The 15,740-nt window shown below is 59.9% G+C and carries 16 protein-coding genes; 7 read left to right on the top strand and 9 right to left on the bottom strand.

Annotated features, from left to right (window positions below):
• Positions 1–81 precede the first annotated feature (81 nt).
• Positions 82–369, top strand: coding sequence for a PA4642 family protein (locus BM186_RS02890; protein ID WP_021488129.1), 288 nt, complete (start codon positions 82–84; stop codon positions 367–369).
• Positions 370–499: 130 nt separating this feature from the next.
• Here the strand turns inward: BM186_RS02890 and rpsT are convergent, their stop codons facing one another.
• The gene (rpsT, locus tag BM186_RS02885; RefSeq protein ID WP_003243036.1) at positions 500–778 is read right to left on the bottom strand and encodes a 30S ribosomal protein S20; all 279 of its coding nucleotides are present in this window, start codon (positions 776–778) and stop codon (positions 500–502) included.
• A gap of 191 nt (positions 779–969) precedes the next feature.
• Here rpsT and murJ point away from each other — a divergent pair, with 191 nt between their 5' ends.
• The 6 genes from murJ (at position 970) to ispH (ending at position 8,388) form a co-directional block, all read left to right on the top strand.
• Entirely contained in the window at positions 970–2,511 is a 1,542-nt protein-coding gene (gene murJ, locus BM186_RS02880) for a murein biosynthesis integral membrane protein MurJ (protein WP_074913479.1), read from the top strand.
• A gap of 79 nt (positions 2,512–2,590) precedes the next feature.
• Complete coding sequence (ribF, locus tag BM186_RS02875; protein ID WP_074913478.1) at positions 2,591–3,541, top strand: bifunctional riboflavin kinase/FAD synthetase; 951 nt, start codon at positions 2,591–2,593, stop codon at positions 3,539–3,541.
• Entirely contained in the window at positions 3,538–6,369 is a 2,832-nt protein-coding gene (ileS, locus tag BM186_RS02870; protein WP_074913477.1) for an isoleucine--tRNA ligase, read from the top strand. The genes ribF and ileS overlap by 4 nt, the downstream gene beginning before the upstream one ends.
• A complete protein-coding gene (gene lspA / locus BM186_RS02865) occupies positions 6,362–6,871 on the top strand; it encodes a signal peptidase II (protein ID WP_011921045.1) in 510 nt (169 codons plus the stop codon). The genes ileS and lspA overlap by 8 nt, the downstream gene beginning before the upstream one ends.
• Complete coding sequence (locus BM186_RS02860; protein ID WP_074913476.1) at positions 6,868–7,305, top strand: FKBP-type peptidyl-prolyl cis-trans isomerase; 438 nt, start codon at positions 6,868–6,870, stop codon at positions 7,303–7,305. Before lspA ends, BM186_RS02860 begins: the two co-directional genes overlap by 4 nt.
• Before the next feature lie 138 nt (positions 7,306–7,443).
• Complete coding sequence (gene ispH, locus BM186_RS02855; RefSeq protein ID WP_072423012.1) at positions 7,444–8,388, top strand: 4-hydroxy-3-methylbut-2-enyl diphosphate reductase; 945 nt, start codon at positions 7,444–7,446, stop codon at positions 8,386–8,388.
• Positions 8,389–8,469: 81 nt separating this feature from the next.
• Here the strand turns inward: ispH and BM186_RS02850 are convergent, their stop codons facing one another.
• From BM186_RS02850 to BM186_RS02815, 8 genes are all read right to left on the bottom strand, one after another.
• The gene (locus tag BM186_RS02850) at positions 8,470–8,877 is read right to left on the bottom strand and encodes a type IV pilin protein (protein ID WP_011912156.1); all 408 of its coding nucleotides are present in this window, start codon (positions 8,875–8,877) and stop codon (positions 8,470–8,472) included.
• Positions 8,870–9,199: a PilY2 family type 4a fimbrial biogenesis protein gene (locus BM186_RS02845; RefSeq protein WP_072423011.1), complete on the bottom strand. Its 330-nt coding sequence runs from the start codon at positions 9,197–9,199 to the stop codon at positions 8,870–8,872. The genes BM186_RS02850 and BM186_RS02845 overlap by 8 nt, the downstream gene beginning before the upstream one ends.
• A gap of 2 nt (positions 9,200–9,201) precedes the next feature.
• Positions 9,202–12,711, bottom strand: coding sequence for a pilus assembly protein (locus BM186_RS02840; RefSeq protein WP_074913475.1), 3,510 nt, complete (start codon positions 12,709–12,711; stop codon positions 9,202–9,204).
• Between the two features lie 15 nt (positions 12,712–12,726).
• A complete protein-coding gene (locus BM186_RS02835) occupies positions 12,727–13,281 on the bottom strand; it encodes a pilus assembly PilX family protein (RefSeq protein WP_011912159.1) in 555 nt (184 codons plus the stop codon).
• Complete coding sequence (locus tag BM186_RS02830) at positions 13,278–13,973, bottom strand: PilW family protein (protein ID WP_158234266.1); 696 nt, start codon at positions 13,971–13,973, stop codon at positions 13,278–13,280. The genes BM186_RS02835 and BM186_RS02830 overlap by 4 nt, the downstream gene beginning before the upstream one ends.
• Positions 13,974–14,025: 52 nt before the next feature.
• Positions 14,026–14,607 (bottom strand): type IV pilus modification protein PilV, encoded by a 582-nt coding sequence (gene pilV, locus BM186_RS02825; RefSeq protein ID WP_011912161.1) that lies wholly within the window; start codon positions 14,605–14,607, stop codon positions 14,026–14,028.
• A gap of 8 nt (positions 14,608–14,615) precedes the next feature.
• Positions 14,616–15,152 (bottom strand): GspH/FimT family pseudopilin, encoded by a 537-nt coding sequence (locus BM186_RS02820; RefSeq protein WP_011912162.1) that lies wholly within the window; start codon positions 15,150–15,152, stop codon positions 14,616–14,618.
• Positions 15,153–15,245: 93 nt separating this feature from the next.
• Positions 15,246–15,740, bottom strand: a complete 495-nt coding sequence (locus BM186_RS02815; protein ID WP_072423007.1) for a GspH/FimT family pseudopilin — start codon at positions 15,738–15,740, stop codon at positions 15,246–15,248.

The raw sequence follows: 15,740 nt of genomic DNA, 5'->3' as shown, positions 1-15,740 counted from the left end.
TAGCCTGCTTGGCTACGCGTTGAGCCGCGCGCGGCGCGGCGGTACACTGCCGGCCCTCTGTAATGCTGGCGGGAGCGGGCGATGCGTAAAGACAAGAAGCAGGTGATTGGCGAAGAAATCAGCGATGACTCGATCAAGCTGTTCCTTGCGGTGGAACCAGCGGACGCCACACCGCCTTCGCTGCACAAGCTGATCAAGGCTTATCGCGGTCTGCGTATCGATGATTTCGAGCGTTTCGTGGGCTTCTTCGTGGCCGAGGGCTACGACCTCTCCGCCACCGATGCGCAGGGCAATGATTTCATCGCGCTGATTCAGGATCAGCGTAATGCCGAGCCCTACATCGAAGTGATCAAGGCCGCTCGCGGCTGATTCTGGCCGGCATAGGCAAAAATGCCCGCGTTCCATTGAGGAGGCGGGCATTTTTTATGGGCTGCTGATCGTGAACTCGGGGCAATAAAAAACCGGCCTCCTGGGCCGGTTTTTCAAGAACCTGTCGCGATTAGGCGGCAGCAGCTTCGCCCAGCGCCTTGATGTGCGCGTTCAGGCGGCTCTTGTGACGAGCGGCTTTGTTCTTGTGGATGATGCCTTTGTCAGCCATGCGGTCGATGACCGGAACGGCTGCGGTGTAAGCGGTCTTGGCAAGCTCGAGATCTTTGGCAGCAATAGCCTTGACCACGTTCTTGATGTAGGTACGAACCATCGAGCGCAGGCTGGCGTTATGGCTACGGCGCTTCTCAGCCTGTTTGGCGCGTTTTTTGGCAGAAGGTGAGTTGGCCACCGTCAAGCTCCTCGAAAACTGGGGGGTTACGACAAATAAGGCCGCGAATCATGCCGATCCATCTGCCTGCTGTCAAGTCTGATGACGCTTTCCTGTGCTGGCCTGACCAGTGGTGGCTCGCTACACTCGACGCCTTCGTTGGGCGGCGGATTGTCCGCTACTGCACCTCTTTATGGAAGCCGAAATACCCCATGAATCTGCTCAAGTCCCTGGCTGCCGTCAGTTCACTGACCATGGTTTCGCGCGTGCTGGGGTTCGTGCGCGATACCATCATCGCCCGCACCTTCGGTGCCGGGGTGGCGTCGGATGCCTTCGTGGTGGCGTTCAAGCTGCCCAATCTGCTGCGCCGTATTTTTGCCGAAGGGGCATTCTCGCAGGCCTTCGTGCCGATCCTGGCCGAGTACAAGATGCAGCAGGGCGAGGAGGCCACGCGCACTTTCGTTGCCTATGTCTCCGGTTTGCTGACCCTGGTGCTGGCGCTGGTCACGGCCATCGGCGTGCTCGCAGCGCCCTGGATTGTCTGGGCCACGGCTCCGGGGTTTGCCGATGAGGCCGAGCGTTTCGAACTGACGGTCGATCTGCTGCGGGTGACCTTTCCTTATATATTGCTGATCTCCCTGTCATCGCTGGCCGGGGCCGTGCTCAATACCTGGAACCGTTTTTCGGTACCGGCGTTCGTGCCGACCTTGCTCAATGTCAGCATGATCGTCTTCTCGCTGTTTCTGACGCCCTATTTCGACCCGCCAATCATGGCCCTGGGCTGGGCGGTGCTGGTCGGCGGGCTGGCACAGTTGCTCTGGCAACTGCCGCATCTGAGGAAGGTCGGCATGCTGGTGCTGCCGCGCCTGAGTTTCGGTGACATGGGTGTCTGGCGCGTGCTCAAGCAGATGGGGCCGGCCATCTTCGGCGTCTCGGTCAGCCAGATTTCGCTGATCATCAACACCATCTTCGCCTCCTTCCTGGTGGCCGGCTCGGTATCCTGGATGTACTACGCCGACCGCCTGATGGAGTTACCTTCGGGCGTGCTGGGCGTGGCGCTGGGCACCATCCTGCTGCCGGCGCTATCGAAAACCTATGCGAGCAAGAATCGCGACGAGTACCGCCGCCTGCTCGATTGGGGGCTGCGTTTGTGCTTTCTGCTGGTGCTGCCCTGCACCCTGGCGCTGGCGATTCTCGCCGAGCCGCTGGTGGTGTCGCTGTTCCAGTACGGCAAGTTCGGTGCAGAGGACGCGCTGATGACCCAGCGGGCACTGGTGGCTTACTCGGTCGGCCTGCTGGCGTTGATTCTGATCAAGATCCTCGCGCCCGGCTTCTACGCCCAGCAGAACATCAAGACGCCGGTGAAAATCGCTGTGGTCAGCCTGCTGGCGACCCAGGCGATGAACGCGCTGTTCGTCTTTGGTCTGAATATGGCGCACGTCGGCCTGGCGCTGGCGATCAGCCTGGCGGCCTGTCTGAACGCCGGCCTGCTGTATTGGCAGCTGCGCCGTGCCGATATCTTCCAGCCGCTGCCGGGCTGGGGGCTGTTTCTGCTCAAGCTGGTGGTCGCGGTGGCGGTGATGGTCGCCGTGTTACTGGGGCTGCTGCAGGTCATGCCAGCCTGGGCGGAAGGGGAAATGCTCGTGCGCCTGTTGCGTCTCGGCGCGCTGGTGGCTGCTGGGCTGGTCGCCTATTTCGGCATGCTGCTCATATTGGGCTTCCGTCCGCGCGATTTTGCCCGGCGGGCCCTGTAGCGGTTTCACGTATCGCGATGCCTGTTGTGCATGGCCTGCTGTGCGTATAATCGGCCACTTTGTGAACAAGAAGCGTGCTATGCAGCTGGTTCGAGGTCTTCATAACCTGCAGCCCCAGGCGCGGGGCTGTGTGGTCACCATCGGTAATTTCGACGGCGTTCATCGTGGGCACCAGGCCATCCTGGCGCGCCTGCGCGAGCGTGCCGCGGAATTGGCCGTGCCCAGCTGCGTGGTGATCTTCGAGCCGCAGCCGCGTGAGTTCTTCGGCCCGGACACTGCGCCGGCGCGTCTCACCCGCCTGCGTGACAAGCTCGCCCTGCTGGCCGCCGAAGGCGTCGACCTGGTGCTGTGTCTGGCCTTCAACCGCCGCCTGCGCGAGTTGTCGGCCGCCGAGTTCGTCCAGCGTGTGCTGGTCGACGGCCTGGGCGTGAAGGATCTGGAGATCGGCGACGATTTCCGCTTCGGCTGCGACCGTGCAGGGGATTTCGAATTCCTCAAGGCCGCCGGCCAGCGCCACGGCTTCAGCGTCGATGCCTCGACCACAGTCGAAGTGCTCGGCGGTCGGGTCAGCAGCACGCGCGTGCGCCAGGCACTGGCCGATGGCGATTTCGAACTGGCCGAAGCCTTGCTCGGGCGGCCGTTTCGTATCGCCGGGCGCGTCCTGCACGGGCAGAAGCTCGGCCGCCAGCTCGATGCGCCCACTGCCAATATCCAGCTCAAGCGGCGCAAGGTGCCGCTGACCGGGGTCTATCTGGTGAGCTGCGAAATCGATGGCGTGATTCAACCGGGCGTCGCCAATATCGGCGTGCGCCCCAGCGTTGCCGGTGACGGCCGCGCCCATCTGGAAGTGCACCTTCTGGATTTTGCCGGCGATCTGTATGGCCGGCGCCTCTCGGTGGCTTTCCACCACAAGCTGCGTGATGAGCAGCGTTTCGCCTCGCTCGAGGCCTTGAAGGCGGCGATTGCCGCTGATATCGCCGCTGCCCGTGAATATTGGCAGAGCCACCCGCTGATGAAGAGCCCGAAATGACCGACTACAAAGCTACGCTGAACCTGCCCGATACCCAGTTCCCGATGAAGGCCGGCCTGCCGCAACGCGAGCCACAGACCCTGCAGCGCTGGAATGAGATTGGCCTGTATAGCAAGCTGCGCAAGATTGGCGAAGGTCGGCCGAAGTTCGTCCTGCACGACGGCCCACCCTATGCCAACGGCAGCATCCATATCGGTCATGCGGTGAACAAGATCCTCAAGGACATCATCACCCGCTCCAAGACCCTGGCCGGCTTCGACGCGCCCTACGTGCCGGGCTGGGACTGCCACGGCCTGCCGATCGAGCACAAGGTCGAAACCACCTTCGGCAAGAACCAGCCGGCGGACCTGACCCGCGAGCGCTGCCGCACCTACGCCACCGAGCAGATCGAAGGGCAGAAGGCCGACTTCATCCGCCTCGGTGTGTTGGGCGACTGGGACAACCCCTACAAGACCATGGATTTTGCCAACGAGGCCGGCGAGATCCGCGCCCTGGCCGAGATGGTCAAGCAGGGCTTCGTGTTCAAGGGCCTGAAGCCGGTGAACTGGTGCTTCGACTGCGGCTCGGCGCTGGCCGAGGCCGAGGTGGAGTATCAGGACAAGAAGTCCGATGCCATCGACGTCGCCTTCCCCATCGAGGACGCAGACAAGCTGGCCGCCGCTTTCGGTTTGAGCGAGCTGAGCAAGCCGACCGCCATCGTCATCTGGACCACCACGCCCTGGACCATCCCGGCCAACCAGGCGCTCAACGTACACCCGGAATTTACCTACGCCCTCGTCGACACCGGCGAGCGCATCCTGCTGCTGGCCGAGGAACTGGTCGAGTCCTGCCTGCAGCGCTACGACCTGCAAGGTCAGGTGATCGCCACCGCGCCGGGCGCGGCGCTGGAGCTGATCCGTTTCCGCCATCCGTTCTACGAGCGTTTCTCGCCGGTGTACCTGGCCGAGTACGTCGAGCTGGGCGCCGGTACCGGCATCGTCCACTCGTCGCCGGCCTATGGCGAGGACGACTTCCGCACCTGCAAAGCCTACGGCATGAGCAACGACGACATCCTCAGCCCGGTGCAGAGCAATGGCGTCTACACCCCGGATCTGCCGTTCTTCGGCGGCCAGTTCATCTGGAAGGCCAACCCGGCCATCGTCGAGAAGCTGGCCGAAGTCGGTGCGCTGCTCAAGCACCAGCCGATCCAGCACAGCTACATGCATTGCTGGCGCCACAAGACGCCGCTGATCTACCGCGCCACTGCGCAATGGTTCGTCGGCATGGACACTCAGCCCAAGCAGGGCGGTACTCTGCGTGATCGCGCGCTGGCCGCCATCGAGCAGACCCAGTTCGTCCCGGCCTGGGGCCAGGCGCGCCTGCATAGCATGATCGCCGGCCGTCCCGACTGGTGCATCTCGCGTCAGCGCAACTGGGGCGTGCCGATCCCGTTCTTCCTGCACAAGGCCACCGGCGAGCTGCACCCGCGCACCGTCGAGCTGATGGAAGAGGTCGCCAAGCGTGTCGAGCAGGAAGGTATCGAAGCCTGGTTCAAGCTTGACGCTGCCGAGCTACTTGGCGCTGAAGCGGCTGACTACGACAAGATCAACGACACTCTCGACGTCTGGTTCGACTCCGGTACCACCCACTGGCATGTGCTGCGTGGCTCGCACGGCCTCGGCCACACCACCGGCCCGCGCGCCGACCTGTACCTGGAAGGCTCGGACCAGCACCGCGGCTGGTTCCACTCGTCCCTGCTGACCGGCAGCGCCATCGATGGTCATGCGCCGTACAAAGCGCTGCTGACCCACGGCTTTGTGGTCGACGAGAACGGCCGCAAGATGTCCAAGTCGCTGGGTAACGTGGTCGCCCCGCAGGAGGTCAACGACAGCCTGGGCGCCGACATCATGCGCCTGTGGGTCGCTTCCACCGACTATTCCGGCGAGATGGCCGTTTCCAAGGTGATCCTGCAGCGCAGCGCCGATGCCTACCGGCGCATCCGCAACACCGCGCGCTTCATGCTGGCCAACCTCAACGGTTTCGATCCGGCCAAGGACCTGCTGCAGCCCGAGCAGATGCTCGACCTCGATCGCTGGGCCGTCGACGCAGCCCTGCGCCTGCAGGAAGAGATCATCGAGGCCTACGCCGACTACCGCTTCTGGAACGTCTATTCCAAGGTGCACAACTTCTGCGTGCAGGAGCTGGGCGGTTTCTACCTGGACATCATCAAGGACCGCCAGTACACCACCGCCGCCGACAGCGTGGCGCGCCGCTCCTGCCAGAGCGCGCTGTTCCACATCAGCGAGGCGCTGGTGCGCTGGATCGCGCCGATCCTGGCCTTTACCGCCGAAGAGATCTGGCAGTTCCTGCCCGGCGAGCGCAACGAGTCGGTGATGCTCAACACCTGGTACGCCGGTCTGCAGCGCCTGCCGGAAGGCTTCGAACTGGATCGTGCCTATTGGGATCGCGTCATGGAGGTCAAGGCCGCGGTCAACAAGGAGCTGGAGAACCTGCGCACTGCCAAGGCCATCGGTGCCAGCCTGCAGGCCGAGGTCACCCTGTTCTGCGACGACGCCAAGCAGGCCGACCTGGCCAAGCTCGGCGACGAGCTGCGTTTCGCCCTGATCACCTCGGCGGCGCAGACCGCACCGCTGGCTGATGCGCCGGCCGATGCGGTGGTGACCGAGGTCGAAGGCCTGAAGCTGAAGATCCTCAAGTCCGCCCACGCCAAGTGCGGCCGTTGCTGGCACTTCCGCGCCGACGTCGGCAGCCATGCCGCGCATCCGGAGCTGTGCGGCCGTTGCGTGAGCAATATCGAAGGCGAGGGTGAGGTGCGCAAGCATGCCTGAGTCTTCGCGTTTCGGGCATCTGCCCTGGCTGCTGCTGAGCGTGCTGATCCTGGTCGCCGACCGGGTGACCAAGGACATCTTCGAGGGCACGCTGAGCATGTACCAGCGCATTGAGGTCATTCCGGGCTACTTCGACTGGACCCTGGCCTACAACACCGGCGCCGCTTTCAGCTTCCTGGCCGATGCCGCCGGCTGGCAGCGCTGGTTCTTCGCGGCCATCGCCATCGTCGTCAGCGTCGTGCTGGTGGTCTGGCTCAAGCGCCTCAAGCGTCACGAGACGTTGCTGGCCGTGGCGCTGGCCATGGTCCTGGGTGGTGCGCTGGGTAATCTGTATGACCGCGTGGTGCTTGGTCACGTGGTCGACTTCATTCTGGTGCACTGGCAGAGCCGCTGGTTCTTCCCGGCGTTCAACCTGGCCGACACCTTCATCACCATCGGCGCCATCCTGCTGGCGCTGGATATGTTCAAGAGCGACAAGTCCGCGAAGGAGGCTGCGCAATGACAGACGTACGCATCGGTCCGGACAGGGAAGTGACCCTGCATTTCGCCCTCAAGCTGGAAAACGGCGATGTGGTCGACAGCACCTTTGAAAAGCAGCCGGCCACCTTCAAGGTCGGCGACGGCAACCTGCTGCCTGGCTTCGAACAGGCGCTTTACGGTTTCAAGGCCGGCGACAAGCGCAGCGTGCAGGTGCAGCCGGAGCAGGGCTTCGGCCAGCCCAACCCACAGAACGTACAGATCATGCCGCGCAGCCAGTTCGAGGGCATGGAGCTTTCCGAAGGCCTGCTGGTGATCTTCAACGACGCCGCCAACGCCGAGCTGCCGGGCGTGGTCAAGGCGTTCGATGACAAGCAGGTCACCATCGACTTCAACCATCCGTTGGCCGGCAAGACGCTGCAGTTCGACGTGGAAATCATCGAGGTCAAGGCGCTCTAGCCTGCGCTGCCGCTCTTGTAGGAGCGGCTTCAGCCGCGAAGCTCTAGTTGCAGCCTGCGCTTATCCCGCGCAGGCTGTACCTTTCCGGGATCGCCCCATCGCGTCGTGCGATCCCCGATCAATACCGAGACAGCCAGCATGCATATCAAACTCGCCAATCCCCGTGGCTTCTGCGCCGGCGTCGATCGCGCCATCGAAATCGTCAACCGTGCGCTGGAAGTGTTCGGCCCGCCGATCTACGTGCGCCATGAAGTGGTGCACAACAAGTTCGTGGTCGAAGACCTGCGCGCCCGCGGCGCGGTATTCGTCGAAGAGCTGGATCAGGTGCCGGACGATGTCATCGTCATCTTCAGTGCCCACGGCGTGTCCAAGGCCGTGCGCGACGAGGCGGCCCGGCGCGGCCTCAAGGTATTCGACGCCACCTGCCCGCTGGTGACCAAGGTGCATATGGAAGTGGTGCGCTATAGCCGTGAGGGCCGCGAGTGCATCCTGATCGGCCACGAAGGCCACCCGGAAGTCGAAGGCACCATGGGCCAGTACGACGCCAGTAACGGCGGCGCCATCTACCTGGTGGAAGACGAGGCGGACGTCGCCGAACTGCAGGTGCGCAACCCCGAAAATCTGGCGTTCGTCACCCAGACTACCCTGTCCATGGACGACACCAGCAAGGTGATCGACGCCCTGCGCGCCAAGTTCCCGGCCATCGGCGGCCCACGCAAGGACGACATCTGCTACGCCACGCAGAACCGCCAGGATGCAGTGAAGCAACTGGCCAGCGAGTGCGACGTGCTGCTGGTCGTCGGCAGTCCCAACAGCTCCAACTCCAATCGCCTACGGGAACTGGCCGAGCGCATGGGCACCCCGGCCTACCTGATCGACGGCGCTGAGGATCTCCAGCGTGAGTGGTTCGATGGGGTGAACGGCATTGGCATCACAGCAGGTGCCTCGGCCCCGGAAGTGTTGGTGCGCGGTGTGGTCGAACAACTACGCGCCTGGGGGGCGGCAGGGGAGACGGAGTTGGATGGGCGGCCGGAGAATATTACGTTTTCGATGCCGAAGGAGTTGCGGGTCAAAGCCTTGTGATCGCCCCTATAGCGGGGGCGAAGTTCACTTTTACAGCGAGCCTGTGTCTTAGCCCCCTATAAGGCACACGCTCAGAGCACGTTACCGCCAGCACTCTTCGACACCATTGGCACCTGTGACGGTGCGTGTGCCCTGCTGGTTCAGGGCAAGAGTACCGCATCCGGTGTCTCTGGTTTGCGAGTTGATAGGTGTTGCGGTCATGGTGAATTGCACGGGGTTAGCATTGGCGGTGATGGCTAACTGGTAAAGTGCATTCTGCGAGTTTGCAGAGGCGAAGCCTAGTTCCGCAATGGTTGTGGCGTAGCGACTGTTCTGAGTGAAGAAGCGCTCTTGTCGAGCAGCCGCTTCCGCCAGTAATGCCTGCCCTTCCGTCCTATTGGAGCGTAGAACATAATTCTGATAACTGGGGATCGCGATACTTGCCAACACGGCAATGACCATGACCGCGATCATAAGCTCGATGAGGGTGAAACCCGACTGTTTATTCATTATCCATCTCACTTTGAATCTGTATTTGCTCTTCAGGGCTAGGTTGTCTGAGGATGGCCACTGAGTCGAGTTTCGGGAACGGCGTCGCGTGAGTGCCGGATGCCGCTATGACGCTTCCTGGGCGCAGCTGATAGATAACCGGTCCGCCGGTCGGCATAAGGCTTTCCGGGATGCGGTTGGGAAGCTGGTAGCGCTTTCCTTCGATAGTGATAAGGGACTTTTCCAGTTCGATTCGCTGTACAGCACCGGAAATCTCAAAGGTTTCGGCGTTTGCAGTGGAGGCTACGAGCAGAAAAAGTGCGCTGCTGATCAAGGCTTTCATACTCACTCTCCCAGGATCCGCCAGTTCTGGCGTCCGCGAGATGCGGGGCCGAAATCGAGGCGTTCACGCTGAATGCTGTCAGAAGTGTTGAAGAATGCGTCTTTACCGACAATGGCGGGGCTGCCGAAGCCGGGGATGCGAACGCTGGAGACGGTACGGCCCTGATAGGAGTCCTGTGCGGTGACGTAATTGTTCCCGCTCAGGTCCAGGACGTTGAACTGGGTGGCGCCTCCCGTGTAGGCATCGATTGCCATGAACCAGCGATCAATACCGGAGCTGCACGGGTCAGCATTGGGTGTGGTCGTTGCCGCGAACAGCACATTGGATCGAGCGCTCATGTCGGTTACGACCATTTCACCTTTCAAGGTAGAACCTTCTTTCAGATCTAGGAACCAGCCATATTTGCTCACTCCTTCGGCTGGATTGCCGTTGACGTACCATTCCACCGGGTTCTGGCTTAGCAGTCGGATCTCCCGACTGGTCGAGGTGCTGCTGTCAGTATCCTCGAAGGTGGCCGTGATTGCTGTCTCCATGTTCTGCTGAACCAACTGGTTGCGAGTGACGCTGGGCGTGGTTGTCGCATTCTGGCCAGCGGTTTGCCTATCCCAGATGCCATAGATAGTCATCGCCTGGCTGGTGTTGGCCTGGGCGTCGGTGGTTTCTATGTATTTACCGGTACCCACAGATACGATGTGGCCGAGACCGGTTGGGTGGCGAACGATGGTGGGTGCCGCAGTGATTGGTTGGCGGTTGGTATTCGTGGCGCTGAAGAGTGGCCTTGCGCCAAAGGCTGCGCGGAAGGTGTTGGCCGAAACCGGGGCAGCTGGGTTCACCACGAATGGCTCGCTTCTCGAGGCATCGAACAAGTCGAAGCGCCACAGATTGCCTTGCAGATCCCCTGCATACACGTAATCGGTAACTAGGTCGCCATTAATGTCGACAGCGCGTGGGGTTGAAAGGCCATTAATGACGTTATCTGCGCCAACGGTGATTTTTTTGGAAACACTACCATCTGCGGCATCGAGAATGAACAGTGCTGCTCTGTCGTTGGTACTGTTGTAACCGTTACTTAGGATCACGCTCCATTTGCCGTTGTGCAGCTTGGTAATGATTGGTTCGGGGAAGCTGAAGCCCAGATCGGTATCATCGGTGGAGCTGAACTCCCACAGCAGGCGTACGTCGGTCGGAACAGTAATATCCAATGCGAACACCGAGCGGCCACCGCCACGAAGCGTGCCGACCAGGATGGTGCGCCAAGCCCCATTGATAAATACATCACCGGTAACCGGAGTTCCATCTACATAGAACTCATGGGTGGTGCCATAGCTCTTATCCGTCAACCTATTCAGTTTGGGGATGACTGCTGTGGGGATATAGGCGAAAACCTCATTACCATTTTGATCAAAGCCGTGCAGCATGCCGTCATTGGCACCGACATAAATGCGCTTGGGCCGTTCGGCGTTAGCGGTGCGGAAGTTGGCGTAGGAAGTATTTCCTGAGGTGCCGGCGGCCTGATCCATCAAGTAAGCCAGGCGATCAGGTGCACCGACAACAACTGGGCTGGAGTGAATGATGTCGCCCAGTAGATAGGTGCGCTCGCGAAAGGTGGTGTTCTCTCGGGAGCGATCACCGCGAAGGAAGTTGACGCGCAGAGATCCCAGGCTATCGACGACGCCGTTGACGTTACGGTTCAGTACATCCTGTTGGGCAGCGCTGAGATTGTTCCAAGTGAAGTCAGCAAGGGACGAGTTCCTGTTGATCTTTATGTTGCGTGTTCCGGGACTCTGTGCCTGCAATTTGCTGCGGGCATTCCAGTCGAGTGTCAGCGCTCCGTTGGAGTCCACGTCGTACTTGATCAACTCACCGCTCCAGTTATCGCTGGAGAAGCGCGCATAGTAGGCCTCGTTGCCGGCGCTGGTAACGGCTGACTCCAGGGAGACAGCCGATGCCGATGTGTCTCGATCCGCGATGCGACTGAGAATGGTCTTGAACGCAGTAACCATGTCTTCAGGTGAGTCCACGCTGAAAAACTCGCCACGAGAGTTGACTGCTGCGTGCCAAAGGTCATAGACATTGTTGGCACTGTCAGAGCCGGCGTTTGGCCAGGCGGTGGTGCCGGCGGCAAGATTTTCATAACCACCTGCGAAGGTGCTGCCAGCCCATGCCGGATTGCTCAGACTGCGGGTCAGGCCAAGCCCGAGTGTGTAGGTGACCAGATGCTGCCAGGTTGCCGGGTTGTTGCGTGCATCCCAGTATTCGGTCGCAGCGTTGGCATTCTTGTAGGGAATGTAGGGTTTCAGTTCGTTGGCAATGTTGGGCTGTGCATCCTCGGCCCAGTACTTGAAGGCCACGTCTGCCACGGTGTTCGAGACAGAGTCTCGGAAAGGCGCTCGGGGGGTGTACGCAGTGCCGTCTGGCAGTGCCGCTATCGAAGTATTGTCGACGTTGCCGACGTTGAAGCCGCTGTCACCGTTCCAGACACCGTCCGTCATCAGAATGTGATAAGACGGGCGGCAGGCGTATTGGGGAGCGGTCGTAACTCCGGGTTCCGCCGCGAACGGACCGTTGACGCCTGTGTTCTTGAGAAATTCACCCGCGCGTCGCGCGGCGCCGCGTAACGGCGTGCCGCCGCTACCGCGAATATCGGCTAACCAGGAGAAGAATGTCTGACGGTGGCTGCCGGCAAAGTTACGCAAGGCGTTGTTGTAGCTGGTATTGGAGATCCCGCGACAAGCAGTACTGGTCAGATTGCCGATATCCGTGCAGGAGTTGAGCATCTGCCAAGTTACCCGGACATTCTCGGGCAAGGTATAAAACGCCAAGTTGGCGGCACTTGCGGTAGCCAAGGAGCGTGTGCGGTAGAAGGCATACCAGTTGGCGAAGTTCTGTTGCTCGCTCGCACCTACGTTGACGCGGCGGTAGCACGCATTGTTGGTGATTGCACCGTTGTTGCAGAGGCTGCCGTCATATACGTAGTAATAAGCAGCAGTGCCATTATCGTACCGGCCACTCACCAGGAATGGATGGCTTGCCAGCGTCTGGCTGGTGTCGCCTGGAGTGTAGACCGTCGTTGCCCGGAAGTTGTTGCTCAGGTTTACCCGAGTACCCAGGCTTGGGTTGAAGCCATCGAGGGGGGCACTGGTAAATGATGGCGTAGCGTGGCTACCCACAGTTGTTAGACCGGTCGCAGAATTGAATGTAACGGTCTTTGGGATCTCATAGACGGCCGATGGATTGTAATACATCGGGTTATAGGTGGATGAAAAGAAGCGAGCCTGAGAAGCGTTGTTGTTGGTTCTGGCGTCGCCGGAAATACCGTCCGGCGCGTACCCCCAGGCCATGGAACCCGAGTCGTCGAGCGTAACCAGCAGATTAGGGGCTACGCCTTCGGTCAGGAACAAAGGCTCCTGGCTGATGGTCAGGCCCGCGGCGCTAACACTCTGGGCTGCGCTGCAGATTGCTATCGTCAGAGCGGCACTGAAACCTGATTTGCTGAAAGCTTTGATATTCATGATTGATTGTCTCGGTCAGTATCGCTGGACAACTACAGATTGCAGGGTTTCGGTCATGCGCTGGGAGCGTCCAGGTGAGCGTGCATTGACCTGGTAGTAGTAGGGGCCGACTCCACGGCTGCGTTCCTCCGGGTCGGTGACCTCGACGCGGCCAGTCGAGTCGGCCGGGTCGAAGCCGATCAGGGCGCTAAACCAGCGGGGGTCGTCAGCAACACTATAAAGATCGGTCTGTTGTGCGGTTGAGCCCTTGTAGGCCATGACCGAGCCGCTCTCGAACACACTGTCGACATCGCTTGGTATCGTTGCCAGTACGCAGTTTTCTGCGCTCGTCGAGCAAGCGGCGCTGGTGTCGGCAGGCCCAATCGAGTTGGCGAGACGGATCTCTCCCTCACGCAGCGCGGATTCGGCAGCGTTGAATGCAGTCTGCTTGTCACGCAGGTTGCCGACGATGCGTTCTTCGAGCGTCACTTCGCGCATGCTGGATATGGCCAATAAAGTGATGATCAGCAGCAAAACCAAGCTGATGATCAGCGTTGCACCTCGTTGCGAATGTCTAGTCTGCAGACTCATGGAGCGATGTTCCTCAAGGTGGTTGTGCCTTGAACCGACTTGTAGAGTTTCTTGTCGGTGGCTGTCGTTGCCGTAGCGTTCGCCAGAGGGTAGTTGTAGTTGGTCGTATTCAACGCGACGTTGGCAGATTCGCTCTCATGCAGTGACGCGTATCGGACCGCAACAATGTTATTGGCCGATGCTGCATCGCTTGCTGACAGGTAGGTATCTGCCTGCCTGTTTGCATTAAGGTCCACACCATATTCGAAGGTGATCTGGTTCAACCCGGAAAGCATGGTTTGTCCTCGGCCGTTCACGTAGCAGTTGAGATCGCTGCCAACCCGCTCTATGCGGATAGTGATTGGGTCATCATTCGCGATGAGATCTCCATGACAGTCCCGCTCGCCGACATCTGCGCGTTGATAGCGGAAACAGACGCCCAGGCCATTGGTGGTTGGCCGGATGATCTGGCCCGCCGAGAAGGTCGGGCAGGCGGCGTCGGTGCTGGAACTTTTGAAAACGAAGTCACGGCTATCCTGGGCAAGCTGCCTGTAGCCGGCCTTGTAGAGTTCCTTCTCGAGTAGCAATAGCGCGAAACGGCTGTTTTCCAAGTTGGCGGACTGATTTTGCTGGTAGATGTAGTTGCGCTTGTTATCGATGTAGATCTGTGTGATTCCCAAAATCAGAAAGCTGCTGATGAGTAGGGTGATCATCAGCTCGACCATGGACAGGCCGGTTTGCCGTGTTGCGTTCATAATACTGGCCTCAGGGTTCGAAGCTGATTCGGTAGAATTCGCGGCTGTTCGCGTTGTCCACTTCGCCAGCGTTGGTACAGGGGGTGTTCGGGGCACACTCCGAATTGCGGCTCAGCCAGGCAATCTGGATCTTGATAGCCGAACCGAGGTTGTCGCAGGCTGCTGAATTGGGAGTGCTATCCCGACAAATTACGAACTCGGCCAAGGTTGAGTTATCCACCGGTAAGCTGTTGCGTACCTGTTGGGCCCAGAGATTCAGATGATCCGTCGCCATATCATCTGGTGTACAGCCGCTGGCTGTGCGGCAGTCAGCAACACCGCTGGCAGGAAAGCTCGCAGACGCTGCTTTGTAGTAATTGGATGTCCCCCTCAACAGACCATTGGATGCGACGACACCGTCTCTGTTGCTGCGAATAAGCTCGATTAGATCGTCGGCCAGCATAGATGCCGTGTTGCGTTGCGCGGAATCTTGCGTGTACTGGATAGTTCGACCCTGCATAGCAACCAGGCCGAGAATGCCGATACTGATGATGACGATGGCGACCAGCACTTCGATCAGGCTGAAGCCCTCTGACCGGTTGGATTTAAACATGGAGGTCCTCATGGCGTGCAGTCTGTCGGAGTCGTGGCGGGCTGAGTGATGCGGCCACTCGGTTGCAGGGCGATTGATCGAGCATTGCCGGTGTTGCCGTCCTGGCATAGCACTATGACGGGATTACCAGTTACATCCAGGGTGCCGTTTGGGCGAAACGACAGCCATTTCTGGGCGCCCGCACTGCCGGAAGCAGTGAGGTTGGCCTGATTGAAACCTGTGTGTTCACGCAGTTCTTCGTCGACAGAGGCGTTGAAGGCCCGATTGGTGCCTTGATCGCCGCTGACGTAGATGCGGATCTGCTGATCCCAGCGACCGTCACTACCGGAGATGTTCTCCAGCGTAACTACGCGGTTCCGCATCACTGCCTCGTTCTTCGCGTACTGCATTAGGCCATAGAGCTCGTCGCTTGCACTTTGCACTCTGTTGGACTGGATGAGATTGGTGAAGCTGGGCATTGCGACACTAGCCATAATGGACAGCAGGATCAGAACGATCAGCAGTTCAATGAGCGAGAAACCGGCCGCACCGTTTGAGCGATTCATGACGCCTCCTTTGTATGCGATATGATTCTGGAGGCTGTGGCGTTCATCTGTCCCGGTCGGCGGGATGAGTGGAGTGAAGCTCCGGATAACCGGTTAGCAGCCCTGGATATCCTGTCCCGAACTGCTCTCTGCTTTGATTCGCCCTGGCTTGTTGAGGACAATTTCCCAGCGTTTGGGGCTGGCTGGGTGGCATAGATGGAAACGCCCGTTTGCTGCTGGTGCGGTACCGTTGGGGTAGAAAATTATTGATTTGTTGAAGCCTTTCCATTGCAGCGCGAGAGGTGGCGGGAGGGTATGTTTGGCCAGCACCTCCGAGGTAGACTTGTTCCTAGTCAACCATCCGGCTTGCCAGTCTCCACTACAATCGCGTCCATTCGCTGAGCCGCAGAGTTCGATCTGCATGGCGTACTGTATTGCTTGCGCACGCGCAGCATTCATATGACCGATGAGTAGGTTGGCCTGAGTATCGCCCTGGAGTCGAGCGCTAAGTATTGAAAAGTTGGGAATGCCCAAACTGCCGATAATTGTAATCAGGGCGAGTACCACGAGCAGTTCGTGCAGCGAGAATGCGGCTTGTTTGGTATGCAT

Origin of the sequence: Ectopseudomonas toyotomiensis (assembly GCF_900115695.1) — a bacterium.
Taxonomy (GTDB): domain Bacteria; phylum Pseudomonadota; class Gammaproteobacteria; order Pseudomonadales; family Pseudomonadaceae; genus Aquipseudomonas; species Aquipseudomonas toyotomiensis.
The sequence above is the reverse complement of the archived record's forward strand: the minus strand, read 5'-3'. Positions and strand labels throughout refer to the sequence as shown.

What these genes read in the sequence shown, in the direction of transcription:
- BM186_RS02890 (WP_021488129.1), top strand. Translation starts at nt 82, where the DNA reads ATGCGTAAAGACAAGAAGCAGGTGATTGGCGAAGAAATCAGCGATGAC.
- murJ (WP_074913479.1), top strand. Translation starts at nt 970, where the DNA reads ATGAATCTGCTCAAGTCCCTGGCTGCCGTCAGTTCACTGACCATGGTT.
- ribF (WP_074913478.1), top strand. Translation starts at nt 2,591, where the DNA reads ATGCAGCTGGTTCGAGGTCTTCATAACCTGCAGCCCCAGGCGCGGGGC.
- ileS (WP_074913477.1), top strand. Translation starts at nt 3,538, where the DNA reads ATGACCGACTACAAAGCTACGCTGAACCTGCCCGATACCCAGTTCCCG.
- lspA (WP_011921045.1), top strand. Translation starts at nt 6,362, where the DNA reads ATGCCTGAGTCTTCGCGTTTCGGGCATCTGCCCTGGCTGCTGCTGAGC.
- BM186_RS02860 (WP_074913476.1), top strand. Translation starts at nt 6,868, where the DNA reads ATGACAGACGTACGCATCGGTCCGGACAGGGAAGTGACCCTGCATTTC.
- ispH (WP_072423012.1), top strand. Translation starts at nt 7,444, where the DNA reads ATGCATATCAAACTCGCCAATCCCCGTGGCTTCTGCGCCGGCGTCGAT.
- BM186_RS02850 (WP_011912156.1), bottom strand. Translation starts at nt 8,877, where the DNA reads ATGAATAAACAGTCGGGTTTCACCCTCATCGAGCTTATGATCGCGGTC.
- BM186_RS02845 (WP_072423011.1), bottom strand. Translation starts at nt 9,199, where the DNA reads ATGAAAGCCTTGATCAGCAGCGCACTTTTTCTGCTCGTAGCCTCCACT.
- BM186_RS02840 (WP_074913475.1), bottom strand. Translation starts at nt 12,711, where the DNA reads ATGAATATCAAAGCTTTCAGCAAATCAGGTTTCAGTGCCGCTCTGACG.
- BM186_RS02835 (WP_011912159.1), bottom strand. Translation starts at nt 13,281, where the DNA reads ATGAGTCTGCAGACTAGACATTCGCAACGAGGTGCAACGCTGATCATC.
- BM186_RS02830 (WP_158234266.1), bottom strand. Translation starts at nt 13,973, where the DNA reads ATGATCACCCTACTCATCAGCAGCTTTCTGATTTTGGGAATCACACAG.
- pilV (WP_011912161.1), bottom strand. Translation starts at nt 14,607, where the DNA reads ATGTTTAAATCCAACCGGTCAGAGGGCTTCAGCCTGATCGAAGTGCTG.
- BM186_RS02820 (WP_011912162.1), bottom strand. Translation starts at nt 15,152, where the DNA reads ATGAATCGCTCAAACGGTGCGGCCGGTTTCTCGCTCATTGAACTGCTG.
- BM186_RS02815 (WP_072423007.1), bottom strand. Translation starts at nt 15,740, where the DNA reads ATGCATACCAAACAAGCCGCATTCTCGCTGCACGAACTGCTCGTGGTA.